The 14152-nt window shown below is 68.1% G+C and carries 12 protein-coding genes; 9 read left to right on the forward strand and 3 right to left on the reverse strand.

Going from position 1 to position 14152, the window contains the following annotated elements:
• Positions 1-57: 57 nt before the first annotated feature.
• Together AC3WP6_RS02350 and AC3WP6_RS02355 are read left to right on the forward strand one after the other, a co-directional pair.
• Positions 58-1494, forward strand: a complete 1437-nt coding sequence (locus AC3WP6_RS02350) for a coniferyl aldehyde dehydrogenase (RefSeq protein WP_492626189.1) — start codon at positions 58-60, stop codon at positions 1492-1494.
• Positions 1491-2267 (forward strand): SDR family NAD(P)-dependent oxidoreductase, encoded by a 777-nt coding sequence (locus AC3WP6_RS02355; protein WP_492626190.1) that lies wholly within the window; start codon positions 1491-1493, stop codon positions 2265-2267. Before AC3WP6_RS02350 ends, AC3WP6_RS02355 begins: the two co-directional genes overlap by 4 nt.
• 90 nt (positions 2268-2357) lie before the next feature.
• On the opposite strand, the gene AC3WP6_RS02360 is transcribed toward AC3WP6_RS02355, so the two are convergent.
• Positions 2358-4481, reverse strand: a complete 2124-nt coding sequence (locus AC3WP6_RS02360) for an oxidoreductase (RefSeq protein ID WP_492626191.1) — start codon at positions 4479-4481, stop codon at positions 2358-2360.
• 130 nt (positions 4482-4611) lie between these two features.
• On the opposite strand from AC3WP6_RS02360, the gene AC3WP6_RS02365 reads away from it, so the two are divergent.
• Together AC3WP6_RS02365 and AC3WP6_RS02370 are read left to right on the forward strand one after the other, a co-directional pair.
• Positions 4612-5067: a nuclear transport factor 2 family protein gene (locus AC3WP6_RS02365; protein ID WP_492626192.1), complete on the forward strand. Its 456-nt coding sequence runs from the start codon at positions 4612-4614 to the stop codon at positions 5065-5067.
• A gap of 12 nt (positions 5068-5079) precedes the next feature.
• The gene (locus AC3WP6_RS02370; RefSeq protein ID WP_492626193.1) at positions 5080-5856 is read left to right on the forward strand and encodes an SDR family oxidoreductase; all 777 of its coding nucleotides are present in this window, start codon (positions 5080-5082) and stop codon (positions 5854-5856) included.
• A 352-nt stretch (positions 5857-6208) separates the two neighbouring features.
• On the opposite strand, the gene AC3WP6_RS02375 is transcribed toward AC3WP6_RS02370, so the two are convergent.
• Together AC3WP6_RS02375 and AC3WP6_RS02380 are read right to left on the reverse strand one after the other, a co-directional pair.
• Positions 6209-8470, reverse strand: coding sequence for a TonB-dependent receptor (locus tag AC3WP6_RS02375; protein ID WP_492626194.1), 2262 nt, complete (start codon positions 8468-8470; stop codon positions 6209-6211).
• Between the two features lie 282 nt (positions 8471-8752).
• Positions 8753-9571 (reverse strand): enoyl-CoA hydratase, encoded by an 819-nt coding sequence (locus AC3WP6_RS02380; protein WP_492626195.1) that lies wholly within the window; start codon positions 9569-9571, stop codon positions 8753-8755.
• A 111-nt stretch (positions 9572-9682) separates the two neighbouring features.
• On the opposite strand from AC3WP6_RS02380, the gene AC3WP6_RS02385 reads away from it, so the two are divergent.
• The 5 genes from AC3WP6_RS02385 to AC3WP6_RS02405 are packed head-to-tail and all read left to right on the forward strand — an operon-like array spanning position 9683 to position 14152.
• A complete protein-coding gene (locus AC3WP6_RS02385; RefSeq protein ID WP_492626196.1) occupies positions 9683-10471 on the forward strand; it encodes an SDR family oxidoreductase in 789 nt (262 codons plus the stop codon).
• Positions 10464-11426, forward strand: a complete 963-nt coding sequence (locus tag AC3WP6_RS02390) for a Zn-ribbon domain-containing OB-fold protein (RefSeq protein ID WP_492626197.1) — start codon at positions 10464-10466, stop codon at positions 11424-11426. Before AC3WP6_RS02385 ends, AC3WP6_RS02390 begins: the two co-directional genes overlap by 8 nt.
• 4 nt (positions 11427-11430) lie before the next feature.
• Entirely contained in the window at positions 11431-12564 is a 1134-nt protein-coding gene (locus AC3WP6_RS02395; protein ID WP_492626198.1) for an acyl-CoA dehydrogenase family protein, read from the forward strand.
• Positions 12561-12974 carry a MaoC family dehydratase gene (locus tag AC3WP6_RS02400; RefSeq protein WP_492626199.1) on the forward strand — a complete coding sequence of 138 codons (414 nt, stop codon included), beginning with the start codon at positions 12561-12563 and terminating at the stop codon, positions 12972-12974. Before AC3WP6_RS02395 ends, AC3WP6_RS02400 begins: the two co-directional genes overlap by 4 nt.
• Entirely contained in the window at positions 12971-14152 is a 1182-nt protein-coding gene (locus tag AC3WP6_RS02405; protein ID WP_492626200.1) for a lipid-transfer protein, read from the forward strand. Before AC3WP6_RS02400 ends, AC3WP6_RS02405 begins: the two co-directional genes overlap by 4 nt.

Genomic DNA, 14152 nt, shown 5'->3' on the forward strand with positions numbered 1-14152 from the left:
GACGAGTCGCCGGCGTGCGACGGTTAGCGTCGAATCACACTTCGGGAGGTCCTTGCCATGCCAACACCTGCGCCGGTTGCTTCCGCTGCGCCCACGGCGCGCGAGCTGCTTGCAAGCCAGCGCGAGGCGTTCCGCGCGGCGTTGCCGGTGGCTGCGGCCACCCGGCGCGAACGGTTGCAGCGCGCGATCGACCTGCTGGTCGCGCACGCCGAGGAGCTGTGCGCCGCCATGCGCGAGGATTTCGGCGGGCGCCCGGAAGTCTTTTCGCTGATGAACGACGTGCTTGGCGCGCTCGCCACGCTCAAGGTGGCGCGCGACCGGCTGGACACCTGGATGGCCGACGAGCCGCGCGCCAGCGTCGCGCCGTTCGACCAGTTCGGCGCCACGGCCTGGGTGCGGTATCAGCCCAAGGGCGTGGTCGGCATCATCGGCACCTGGAACGCGCCGGTCTACACGCTGTTTGCGCCGCTGGCGAGCGTGTTCGCCGCCGGCAACCGTGCGGTGCTGAAGCCGTCGGAAGTCGATCCGCGTACCGCCGACCTCGTTGCCCACCTCGTTACGCAGCACTTTGCCCCGGAGGAGTTGGCGGTGGTCACCGGCGGCCCCGAGGTGGCGGCGGATTTCGCCGCGCAACCGTGGGACCACCTCGTGTTCACCGGTTCCACTATCGTCGGCCGCAAGGTGATGCAGGCCGCCGCCGCCAACCTGGTGCCGGTCACGCTTGAACTCGGCGGCAAGTCGCCGGTGCTGATCGGCGCAGGCGCCGACATCGCCAATGCTGCGGAGCGCATTGCTGTCGGCAAGGCGCAAAACAGCGGTCAACTGTGCGTGGCGCCGGATACGGTGTGGGTACCGGCGGCGCAGCGCGACGCGTTCGTCGCCGCGCTCAAGACCGAGTACGCGCGGCTGTATCCGACGATTGCCGGCAACGCGGATGTCACCCCCGCAGTCAACCAGCGGCATTACGAGCGAGTGGAAAGTTACGTGGCCGACGCGGCGGCGCACGGCGCCCGGGTGGAATCCGCCGGCGGCAGCGGCGCCGCGGATGAGCGCCGCATGCCGCTGCGCATCGTGATCGAGCCACCGGCCGACAGCGCCATCGCGCAGCACGAAATCTTCGGCAGCGCGCTGGTGCTGCGCAGCTATCACGCCATCGACGAGGCCATCGCCGCGATCAATGCAGGCGAACGCCCGCTGGCGCTGTACTACTTCGGCAACGATGCGGCGGAGCAGGCAAAGGTGCTGGACCAGACCCTTTCCGGCGGTGTCGCCATCAACGACGTGCTGATGCACGCGGCGCTGGAGGACGCGCCGTTCGGCGGCGTCGGCGCCTCCGGCATGGGCCACTACCACGGCCGCGAAGGCTTCGTGGAGTTCAGCCACGCGCGCTCGGTCTACCGGGCCGGCAGTCACGACCCGCGCCGCGAGTGGGGCATGCTGCCGCCCTATACCGACGCCTTCAAGACCATGCTGCATCAGGGGGTGACGCCTTGAGTGCCGGTATCGAACCGCTGTTTTCGCTGGCCGGCCGCGTTGCCATCGTCACCGGTGCCGGGCGCGGCATTGGTCATGCCTGCGCGCTGATGCTGGCGCGTGCCGGTGCCGACGTGGCGCTGGCCGCGCGCACGCAAACGGACCTCGATGCGGCGGCCGCGGAGATCCGTGCACTGGGGCGGCGCGCCCTCGCCGTCGGGACGGACGTCAACGACGACGCCGCGCTCGATTCCCTCGTGGCGCGCACGGCGACCGGGCTCGGCGCGCCGACATTGCTGGTCAACAACGCCGGCGGCTCCGGCCCGAACGACCCGCTCAAGATGGATGCCGACGCGTTTGCGCACGCGCTGGCATGGAACGTGGTGCCGGCGTATGCGCTGATCCGGAAGGTCGTGCCGCACATGCGGGCAGCGGGCGGCGGTGCCGTGGTCAACATTTCCTCGGTGGCCGCACGCTATGCGCAGAAACACTTCAGCGCCTATGGCGCCGCCAAGGCCGCGCTCAACCAGATGACGCGCAACCTCGCCCAGGATTTCGGCCCGGAAGTGCGGATTAATGCGGTCGAGCCCGGCACCATCGAAACCGAAGCGCTGGCGCCCTATCTCACCCCCGAGCGTCGCGAACGCATGCTCGCCTCCACGCCGCTCGCCCGGCTCGGGCAAACCGACGATATCGCCGCCGCGGTGCTGTTCCTGTGTTCACCGGCAGCAAGCTGGATCACCGGCAAGGTGCTCGGCGTCGATGGCGGCGTCGAGGCGCCGAATTTCAGCTGAGGCCGCGGCCCGGGCGAACGCGAGGGCCACGTGCTCCGGGTGAGGCGGGTTGCCAGGCGATCTGCGCGATGCGGCATCACCCGACGCGCGTCACGCCATCCGCCCCGCGCGGTTGCCGCGATGCATCGCGCCTTCGATGTAGCCGAGGCTCGCGCCGTCGCCGATTTCGTCGAGCGGAATACCGAGATCGGCGAGGCTTTGGGCGAGGCGGTTGTCGGGTTCGGCGCCGACCGCGAGCACGACAGAGTCGGCCGGCGTTGCGTGCGCCACGCCCTTGGCATCGTGCCAGTCCACGGCCTGCTTGCCGATCGCGTCCACCGTGGCCTGTAGCTCGAGCTTGCCGTGTTCGCGCACGCCGTCGAGCACGCGCCAGCGGCGCACCACCGACAGCTCGCGGCCGGCGCGGTCGCTGGCCTCGAGCACGGTGACTTCGCGCTCGCGGGCAAGCAGGAACTCGGCCAGCTCCAGCCCCACCAGGCCGCCGCCGATGATGACGACACGCTTGCCCAGCGGCATCCACAACTTCGACATGCGCTGCAGCGCCTGACGGCTGTCGACCACGCCCAGCATGCCGCCGGCCTTGAACAGCGCGCGCTCGGCGAGCGAGAGCTTGGCATGCGCGATCTCGCCGGCGCGGTCGCCAGTCAGGAGCCGGCGCAGTTCGTCGCCGCTCCATACGTGGCGCTGGTCGGCGCCGGGGATGGCCGGCGCCGCGCGGCGGGCACCGGTGGCGACGATGATGCGGTCGGGGGCGAACGCGGCGACCCATTCGCGCGTGACGGCGGTGTCGAGCTTCACCTCAATGTTGGGGTGCTGCATCTGCGCCACGAGGTAATCGAGCAGGCGGCCGTTCTCGGGGTAAGCTAGGCCGGCGAAAAACAGCGTGCCGCCGAGGCGGTTGCTGCGTTCCACCAGGGTGACCTTGTGGCCGCGTTCGGCAGCGACGCGTGCGGCCTCCATGCCGGCCGGGCCGCCGCCGATCACCAGGATGCGACGCGGCGTGGCGGCTGGTTCGATCCGGGTGTCGTGTTCGTGGCCGGTGAGCGCGTTGACGGCGCATTTCACCGATTCGTTGAGGAAGATCTGGCTGACGCAGACGTAGCAGTACACGCAGGGCCGCACGTCCTGCGGGCGACCCGCGGCGAGCTTGTTCGGCAGCTCGGGATCGGCCAGCAGCTTGCGGGCCATCGCGACAAAGTCGAAATCCCCCGCGGCAATTCCCTGCGCACCGGCCTCCGGTTCGACGCGGCCGGCGACGATCACCGGCACGTTGACCGCCTTGCGCACCGCCGCGGCGAATGGGATGTAGGCGCCAGGCTGCTGCGGCAACGGGGCGTCGCTGAACTCGCCGCCGGTGTCGATGCTGGCGTAGGCGGAGACGTGCACCGCGTCGACGCCGGCCTGTTCGGCCAGCCTGGCGGTGGCCACGGCATCCTCCAGCGTGATGCCGTGCTCGGTGTGCAGCTCGCGGCCGTCGAGCCGCAGCCAGACCGGGAAATCGGCGCCGACCTCGGCCTTCACCGCCCGGATCGTGTCCAGCAGCAGCCGCGCGCGGTTTTCCAGCGGGCCGCCCCACGCATCGGTGCGCTGGTTGTAATGCGGCGACAGGAAGCCCGCAAAAATGTAGTTGTGCGCGGCATGCAGCTCGATGCCGTCGAAACCGGCACGCTTGGCGCGCGCTGCCGCGGCAACGAACCATGCCGTCATCTGCGCGATGTCGGCGGCGTCCATCACGCGGTAGCGCGGCGGCGTGCTGCCGAGGTTGCTGACGAAGGTTGCCATCTCCTCGTGCGACAGGGTGGCGACGAAGCCGGCCTTGCCCGGCGGCGGCACCGACGGTACCCACAGCTCGCGGCCTTCGGCGATGTCGCGCGCCGCGACCTTGCCGTGGTGCACGAGCTGAATCGCCATCTTGGCGCCGTGCCGGTGCGCACGCTCCACCAGTTGCGCGAGGCCGGGGATGAACTCGTCGCCGGAGATGCCGAGCTGGTGCGGCTCCGAGGTGCCGGCCGGGAACGCGATCGCGCAGACGCCGGTGGTGAGCAGTCCGGCACCACCCTTGGCGCGCGCTTCGTAGTACGCCAGCAGGCGTTCCGTGACCTTGCCGTCGTGACCGCCGAAACTCGACCCCATCGGTGCCATCACGATGCGGTTGCGTAGCTCCAGCTTGCCGATGCGACCGGGCGCGAGCAGCGCCGTGTAGGGATTGGCCATGACAAAGTCCGATGACGGCTGAAGATGCCATTGTGTGGCACGCGGTTGACGCGGCATCGTCCGTTCGGACGCGGCGACGCCCGGCTGGCCGCAGCATGATGCCGGGTATCGCCCGTGCCTGGCCAGAATCTTGAGCGACAGCGCCGTCCAGATCGCGAATCTCCTGTACCGCTACGCCGAACACATCGACGCGGGGCGCCTTGCCGAAGCTGCGGCACTGTTCCGCCATGCGTCGATCCGGTTGCAGGGGCGTGCCGAACCGCTCGATGCCGATGCGCTGCTTGCGTTGTGGCAGCGACTCATCGTGATCCATCCGGATGGCACGCCGCGCACGCAGCACGTCATCAGCAACCCGCTCATCGAGGTGGACGAAACCGCGGGCAGGGCGACGGCGCGTTCCCGCTACACCGTATTCCAGGCGGTGGACGGTTTCGCGTTGCAGCCGGTGGTCTGCGGCCGCTACGAGGACGGCTTCGTGCGGGAGGATGGAGCGTGGCGATTTGCGTCGCGTCGATACCTCCTCGATCTTGCCGGCGACACCCACGCACACATGCAAGCGGCCGCGTTGGCGGCGCTCGCCACCTGACGGGAGAACAGCATGAGCCTCACCAGCGTTGTCACGGGTTCGGCATCGGGCATCGGTGCCGCGGTGCGCCGCCAGCTTGAAGTAGCGGGTCACGGCGTGATCGGCGTCGACCTGCACGACGCAGAAGTCATCGGCAACCTCGCCACGGCCGAGGGCCGCCGCGCAGCGCTGGCCGCCGTGCTGGCTCGCTGCGGCGGCAGGCTCGACGCGGTGGCGCTGTGCGCCGGCCTGGGGACCACGTTCGAGCCGGCAACGACGATTGCGCAGGTCAACTATCACGGCGTCATCGATCTGCTGGACGGACTGTTGCCGGCGCTCCGCCGGGGCGAGCACCCGGCTGCGGTGGTCGTTTCCTCGGTGGCGTCGACGCAGCTTCCCTGGGAAAAAAACCCGATCGGCGAAGCGCTGGCGGCCGGCGACGACGCGCGCGTGGCGGTGGTGCTCGAAGGCGCCGGCGACATGCGCGGCAACCTTGCCTATGCCGGCTCCAAGAACGCGCTGACGGTGGCGGTGCGCGAACGCGCCAAGGCGTGGGGTGCCGCCGGGGTGCGACTCAACACGGTGGCTCCGGGCGCGACCCAGACGCCGCTGCTCGAAGCCGGGTTGAACGACCCGCGCTACGGGCAGGCGATCCGCGATTTCATCCCGCCGATCGGTCGCCGCGCGGCACCGGAGGAAATCGCGGCGGCCGTCGGATTCCTGCTGAGCGCGGCCGCCAGCTACGTCCACGGCGCCCAGCTCGTGGTCGATGGCGGCATCGATGCGGTGAGTCGCCCGACCTCGTTCTGAACCCGAGGCTGGCAGCCACCACTGCCATCTCGACGTCGGCATCCAGACGGTAGCGGTAAGGCGCGACTGACCGAGGCTGGACTGACCGAGGCTGGACGGGGCGGCGGTTCAAACCGCCTCGTCTCGACCGCCGGGCCTGCGGGCGCCCGAACAACGGAAACGGGTAACCCGGGTGCCTGCACACCACCAGGCAACGTATTTCCGGCAAGCAGTTGCCCGGATGATTCGCACAGATCAGCCGCGAGCAGTCAGCCACCTGCCGCGGCGCACGCCAATTGCCGTCTTTTCGGCGGGCGAAAGGCGGCAACATGTGGCTGCCGCCTGTGTCCATGCGACCCGCGAAGCGAAACGGTCACCAGTCGACGCGTACGGTCACGCCGTAGGTGCGTGGCATGTTGTAGTACGCCAAACGCAGGTTGCCGAACCCGGGACCAAAGTCGATGTAGTTGTCGATATGCGACTTGTTGGTGATGTTGTTCACCCACAGCGCCACTTCGCCGCTGACTTTTCCCCACTGCATGTCGGAAAAGGCAATGCGGCCGTTGAGGATGCCCTCCGCCTTGATCCGCGTATTGCCGGCAACGGCCTGCGCTGGGTTGACCACGACCTTCTGGTACGTATAGCGGTAGTAGCCGCTGGTGAAGCGGTAATCCAACGACGCCCCCAGCGTGCCGTTCGACGTGCGCAGCAGGACATCGTGGGCAGTCAGGCTGAGGATGTGCCGTGGCAGCATCGCGTACGACTGGTTGTTGGCGATGTTCTTGCCGAGCTGCATGTACTTGTCGAACTTGCCCTTCATGTAGCTGTAGTTCAGGCCCATGTCGAAGTCATTCGTTGCGCGCCATTGCAACTGCCCTTCGAAACCGTAGGTGTGCGAACGACCCACGTTCAACACGTTCGAGGCGGCGGCGCCCTGGGCGGTGAACACGATCTGCTGCAGGTTCGTCGTTCGATTGTAGAAAACGTCGGCATTGAGGCGCATCGCACCACCAAGCAAGGTGTTCTTGCTGCCGAATTCGAGGGTCTTCGCCTTTTCAGGCTTGTACGGGCTGGTGACCTGGCTCGCGGTCTGCGCCTCGGCGTTGAAGCCGCCGCTCAGGAAGCCCTCGGCATAGCGTGCGTACAGCAGATGGTTCGGATCCATCTGGTACGAGATGTTCAGCATCGGCGTCGTCGAACCCCAACCGGCGGAGGCTTCGGTGCCACGCGGCACCAGCGTGTAGCCGCCGGCCTGCATGAACCGCGACACGTTCTTCTGGTCCAGAGTGCGGCGCAGGCCGGCAGTGATCGTCCACTGGTCGTTCAGCTTGTACTCGACCTGGCCGTACGCTGCACGCGAGCGGCTGCCGTACCAATAGAGATTGGGGTCGAATACTGCTGCGCCGAAGAAGTACTCCTGCGGGTCGGCGTTGAAACCTTTGTCCTCGAAGTAATAAAGGCCGGTCACCCAGTTCCAGTTGCCCACGCTGCCCACGTATTGCAGTTCGTGCGAGGTTTCGCGGTAGCGGTTGGTTTCCTGGCTTTGCGCAAAATTGATGGGTGATCCGTCGAGCTCCAAGCCGTTGTTGTAATGCGTTTCGCTGTGCGCACCGATGTACTTGATCGTGCCGACGCCGAGCTTCCAGTCCACATGCAGCGCGTTGGCGTCCGTGCGCAGGTTTTCGTAGACCGGAGCGTCGATGCTGGCGTGCGTCTGGCGATCCTGATTCACGATGATGCCGGGGATATGGAACACCTTCAGGATGTCGGAATGCACGGTCTGCCCGAATGCCGGGGTATTGTGTGCATTCGAGAAGTCGTAGCGGTATTCAATCGAAAGATTGTCGGTGGCGTCCAGCAGGAAATCGGCATACGCGTCGCGGGTGTCGATCTTGCCCAAGCTGCCTGCCGAGCTGCCTGACGTGGTCTTCACCCAGCCATCCTGGTTCTTGGCGCGGCCACCTACCGATACCTTGAGCTTTCCCAGGGCGGGCAGGTCCATGCGCAGCATTTCGGTGTGCTCGCCGTAGCGACCGATGCCGGCCTGTGCCGTACCAGTGAACACGCCGCTTGGCTTCTGGGTGACGATATTGACCGCGCCGCCAATCGTGTTGCGTCCGTACAGCGTGCCCTGTGGGCCATTCAGCACCTCGATGCGTTCGAGGTCGGGCAGGCTGAATACATCCACCTTGCTTTTGCCGAAGTACACGCCGTTGACGTACACACCGGTGGTGGAGTCCCAATACATCGCCGGGTTGCCGACGAATTGTCCGCGCAGTGAAAACTGTGCTCCGGTGGTGTAGCCACCGGTCTCGGGGATCACCACCAGGCCGGGAGCGATAGCGTTCAGGTCGGCGACGCTGGTGATGCCGCGCCGGTTCAACTCGACCTGGTCCATCGCGGAAACCGTCAGCGGTACCGCCTGGATGTTTTGTTCGCGGCGTTCCGCCGTTACCACCATCGCCTTCAGCGTCTTCGCCTTGGATTTGTTGGCGGGGGGCTGCGTGGTCGGGGCATCCTGCGGATTCTGGGCGTCCGACGCGTCCTGCGCACGGCCGGGTGGTGCGGTGACCATGATTCCGGAGGTGGCAGCGAGCAACATGCCGATCTGCCACGAAAGCGCACGACGCTTCATTTCGAGAACTCCCCATCCGAAGACACTTGAGATGCCGCTGCGCTTGCATGAAGCGGCGCGGATTGCGGTTTTACGGATGCATGGTGGCCCGGAAGGGGTGGTTGTCCGCATCGTCCGACGGGACTAGTCAATTGAACGGATATGGCGGCGTGGACGCCGACCTTGCGATGCATCGGGCGATGGGGCCGGCTCAGGTCGGTACGCGCCTGCAATCGGGGGACAATGAGAGGGTGCCGATCCCGGGGCGGGCCCGGGAACCAACACGGATCTGGCGGCTCGCTCTCAGCGCCCGCGAAACTTCGGCTTGCGCTTCTCGATGAATGCCTGCATGCCTTCCTTCTGGTCGGCGGTGGCGAACAGGAGTTGGTTGGCCTTGCGTTCGAGCGCCAGCGCGGTGCCGAGTGACGCGTCCATGCCGGCGAGCACCACCTCCTTGATCTGTTCCGCGGCGAGCGGCGGCATGGCGGCGATGGCGTGCGCCATGGCCAGTGCCTCCGGCAGTACCTGGGCGTCGGGCACGACCATGCTCACCAGTCCCATCAGTCGCGCTTCGGCAGCGTCGACCGGCTTGCCGGTGAGCAGCATGCGCATGGCGTTGAACTTGCCCACCGCGCGCACCAGGCGCTGGGTGCCGCCGATGCCGGGCATGATGCCGATGCGGATTTCCGGCTGCGCAAAGCGCGCGCCTTCGCCGGCGATGATGATGTCGCAGTGCATCGTCAGTTCGGCGCCGCCGCCGTAGGCATAGCCGCAGACCGCGGCGATCACCGGTTTGGGGCAGTGCTCGATCGGCGCCCACACGCGCTCGGTGTGGCGCTGCATGATTTCGATCGGCCCGGCCTGTTCCAGCCCCTTGATGTCGCCGCCGGCGGCGAACACCTGCCCGCCGCCGGTGAGCACGATGCAGCGTACCGTGGCGTCGGCGGCGAGTTCCACGAACACCGCGGCGAGTTGCGATTGCAGCGCGAGGTTCAGGGCGTTGGTGGCCTTGGGCCGGTGCAGGCGCACGACGGCGACGCCGTCCTCTGGGCGCTCGACCAGCACCACGCGGTCGGGGCTTTTTGCGGCACGCGCTCGCGTGCGGGCAGGGGTCTTTGGCATGGGTGCATGGTCGGCAACGGCGAGGATGGCAACATCGTCCGATTGGACGTGGAACGCCGGCGTGATGCTGCCTAGTCTGGCCGCGTGGACGGGCTTCGGGATCGCGCACTGATGGGTTACTGCGAGCAATTCGATGGGCGCGTGGTGCTGGTTACCGGCGGCACCAAGGGCATCGGCCGCGGCATTGCCGAGGGCTTTCTGGCCGCCGGTGCGACGGTAGTGGTATGTGCGCGCAACGCGCCGGCCAAGCTGCCGGAAGCGGGTGGCAAGCGCGCCGAGTTCGCGGCGTGCGACGTGCGCGAGGTGGAGGCGATCCAGGCGTTGGTCGCCGGCGTGGTCGCCCGCCATGGCCGGCTCGACGTGCTGGTGAACAATGCCGGCGGCAGCCCGATGGTGGAAGCGGCGACGGTATCGCCGCGCTTCCACGAGGGCGTGATCCGTCTGAACCTGCTGGCGCCGCTGCATGCGGCGCAGGCGGCGAACGCGCAGATGCAGCGACAGGCCGACGGCGGCGTGATCCTGATGATCGGTTCGATCAGTGGGCTGCGCCCGTCGCCCGGCACGGCGGCCTACGGCGCGGCCAAGGCGGCGGTGCTGAGCCTGGCCGGCTCGCTGGCGATCGAATGGGCGCCCAAGGTGCGCGTGGTGGCGGTGAGCCCCGGCCTGGTACGCACCGAAGCGGCGCACGAGCATTACGGCGACGAGGCCGGCATCGCGGCGGTCGGGCGCACGATCCCGGCCGGGCGCATGGGCAACCCCGACGACATTGCGCAGGCGTGCCTGTTCCTGGCCTCGCCGCGCGCGTCCTACATCAGCGGCACCAACCTGCTGCTGCACGGCGGCGGCGAACGCCCCGCGTTTCTCGCGGCGGCGCAAGAGCAGGAGCATCACCATGACTGACCCCGAGTGGATGGCTGCCATCCGTGCCCTGGTGGGCAAGGACTACGGCCGCGTGTACGGCTGGGATCCGGTGAACGTGCCGATGGCGCGGCAATGGGCCGAGATCATGGGCGTGGACAACCCGCGCTATGCCGAAGGCAAGCTGGTGCCGCCGGCGATGCTGCAGGTGTGGTGCATGGAAGGCCCGACCATCAACCATTACCCGCCGGGCTCTACCACGGAAAACCCGTACGAAGCGCTGAAACTGATCGAGGCGCACGGCTATCCGTCGGTGGTGGCGGTGAACTCCGAGCTGGAATTCGACCGTTATCTCGCGCCCGGCGAAAAGCTCTATTACACGACGCGGCTCGACGCCATCAGTGAGGAGAAATCCACCGCGCTCGGCACCGGTTTTTTCATCACGCTGAGCATGACGTTCTTCTCGCAGCATGCCGCCGGCGACGAGGAGGTTGGCCGCCTGCTGTTCCGGGTGTTCAAGTTCAAGCCGGCGCATGCGGCGAAGCCGGCGATGGGAACGCCAGTCGGCCCGCCGAAGATCAAGCGCCCGGCGCCCGGCATCAGCGACGACACCCGGTTTTTCTGGGACGGCGCGCATGCCGGCAAGCTGATGATCCAGCGCTGCAAGGCGTGCGGCACGCTGCGTCACCCGCCCGGCCCGTGCTGCCCCGAGTGCTACTCCTTCGAGTGGGATGCGCTGGAGGCCAGCGGTCGCGGCACCGTGTATTCGTTCGTGGTGATGCATTACCCCGAAGTGCCGCCATTCGATTACCCGAACCCGATCGGCCTGATCGAGCTGGAGGAGGGCACGCGGCTGGTCGCGCAACTGGTGGGCGTCAAGCCCGCCGACGTGCACATCGGCATGCCGGTGCAGGTGGAGTTCAACCAGGTCGACGTGGGCGCGCCCGACGGCAACGACACCATCGCCTTGCCGCAGTTCCGACCGGTGGTGGGGTAGCGCCATGGATTTCCGACTGAGCGAAGACCAGCAGGCGTTCGCCGCCGCGGCCGCCGCGCTGTTCGCCGAGCATTGCGGCGACGACCAGTTGCGCACGCACGACGTTTCCGGCGAACCCTACCAGCGGGCGTTGTGGCCGGCCTGCGTGGACACCGGCCTGCACGCCATCGTGGTGCCGGAGGCTGCCGGCGGGCTCGGCCTCGGCATGACCGACCTGATCGGCGTGCTCGAGGCGCAGGGCTGCGCGCTGGCACTGGTGCCGCTGTGGGAACACCAACTGGCGGCCGCCGCCGTGGCGCACTTCGGCGCGCCGGAACTCAAGGCCCGCGTGTTGCCGGCGGCGGTGGACAGCAGCGCGCCGTGCACGGCCACGCTCGCCGCACTGGCCGACGCGCGCGGGCCGCGCCTGCATCTCGCCCGCGTTGCCGGGCAATGGCAGCTCTCCGGCCGGCAGGCGGCGTTGCCGCTGGGCGGCGATGCGCGTTACGCCCTGCTCGGCGCCGAGCACGACGGCACCCCGCGCGTGGTGCTGGTCGACCTGCAACAGCCGGGCATCGCGCGCACCCCGGGGCTGGACCAGCATCATCTGGGCGTGGCCGACCTCGCGTTCGACGCGCTGCCGCTGGCCGACGATGCGGTGCTCGACATTGCCGCCCACGCCTGGTTCGAACCGCGAACCATCGCCTGCCTTGCCGCGCTGCAGCTCGGCGTCAGCGCCGAGCAACTCCGGCGCACCGTGCAGCACGTCAGCGAGCGCCAGCAGTTTGGCCGTCCGATCGGCAGCTTCCAGCTCGTGGCCGGCGGCCTGGCCGACGCACATATCGGCGTGGAGACGCTGCGCAGCGCGCTGGCGCAGTTGGTGTATCGCCTCGATGCCGGGCTCGGCGCACTGCCGCAGGCGCTGGCCGTGCATGCGCAGTTCTGCGATCTCGGCCATTTTGCCGGGCTCAAGGCGCAGCACGTGCACGGCGGCGTGGGCGTGGACCTGTCGCATCCCGCGCATCGGTTCCTGTATTGGAGCCGCGCCCTGGCCGTGCACGAAGGCAGCGCCGGCCACCACCTCGAACGCCTTGGCGACTGGCTCGCTGGGCACGACCAGCTCGGCTGGAAATACGATTTGCCGGAGGATGCCGCATGACCAGCACCCGCACTTTCGCCAGCGTGCAGGCGGGCGAGGAGCTGCCGAAGCTCGTGATCCCGATCACCGTGGCACTGGTCGCCGGCGGCGCGATCGCCACCCGCGACTACTTTCCCGGCCACCACGATCCGGAGGCGGCGCGCGCGCTCGGCTCGCCGCATATCTTCATGAACATCCTCACCACCAACGGGCTGGTGGAGCGTTTCGTCGAAGGCTGGGCCGGGCCGGATTGCCGGCTCGCCACGCTGAAAATCAAGCTCGGCGCGCCCAACTACCCCGGCGACACGCTGACCTTCACCGGCACGGTCACCGACCGCAACGAGGCCGGGCACAGCGTGGAAGTCACGCTCAGGGGCGCCAATTCGATGGGCGCGCACGTCACCGGAACCGTGCGGGTGAAACTGCCATGACCACCACCAGCGGCATTGCCGGCAAGGTCGCGATCGCCGGCCTCGGCGCCACCGAATTTAGCAAGAACTCCGGCCGCACGGAGATCCGCCTGGCGATGGAGGCGACGCTCGCGGCGCTTGCCGACGCCGGCATCGAACCGGGCGAGGTGGACGGCTTCTGCTCGTACACCATCGACAAGGTGCCCGAGTACGAGATCGCGCGTTTGCTGGGCACGCAGAACGTCACCTTCTTCTCGCAGATCCCGCACGGCGGCGGCGCCGCCTGTGCGCCGGTGCTGCAGGCCGCAATGGCGGTCGCCACCGGAGTGGCCAAGACGGTGGTGGTGTACCGCGCCATGAACGAACGCAGCTGGTACCGCTTCGGCAGCGGCAGCTATGGTTTCGCGAACACGCCCACGGTGGAGAACGTCAACTACGGCTGGTACATGCCCTCGGGCCTGCACACGCCGGCCTCGTGGGTGGCAATGTTCGCGCAGCGCTACATGTACCGCTACGGCGCCACCAGCGAGGATTTCGGCCGCGTCGCCGTGGCCGTGCGCGACTTCGCCGCGACCAACCCGGCAGCGTTCTTCTACCAGAAGCCGATCACGCTCGAAGACCACCAGAAGAGCAAGTGGATCTGCGAGCCGCTGCACTTGCTCGACTGCTGCCAGGAAAGCGACGGCGCGGTGGCGATGGTCGTCACCTCGCTCGACCGCGCGCGCGACCTGCGCCAGCAGCCGGTGGTGGTGAAAGGCGCCGCGCAGGGCATCTACGAAGGCCAGCAGATCATGACCTCGTTCTACCGCGACGACATCACCGGCCTGCCGGAAATGGGGCTGGTGGCCAACCAGCTCTGGGCGCAGAGCGGGCTGACCCCGACGGACATCCAGACCGCGATCATCTACGACCACTTCACCCCGTTCGTGCTGCTGCAACTGGAGGAGTTCGGTTTCGTGCCGCGCGGCGAGGCGAAGGATTTCATCCGCGCCGGCCATCATCGTCGCGGCGGCAAGCTGCCGGTGAACCCGCACGGCGGCCAGCTCGGCGAGGCCTATATCCACGGCATGAACGGCGTCGCCGAAGGCGTGCGCCAGGTGCGCGGCACCGCGGTGAACCAGGTGGCGGACGTGGAGCACGTGCTGGTCACGGCCGGCACCGGCGTACCCACCAGCGGCCTGATCCTGGGCGTGGAGTAG

The organism is Rhodanobacter sp. FW106-HT46G03, assembly GCF_058789895.1.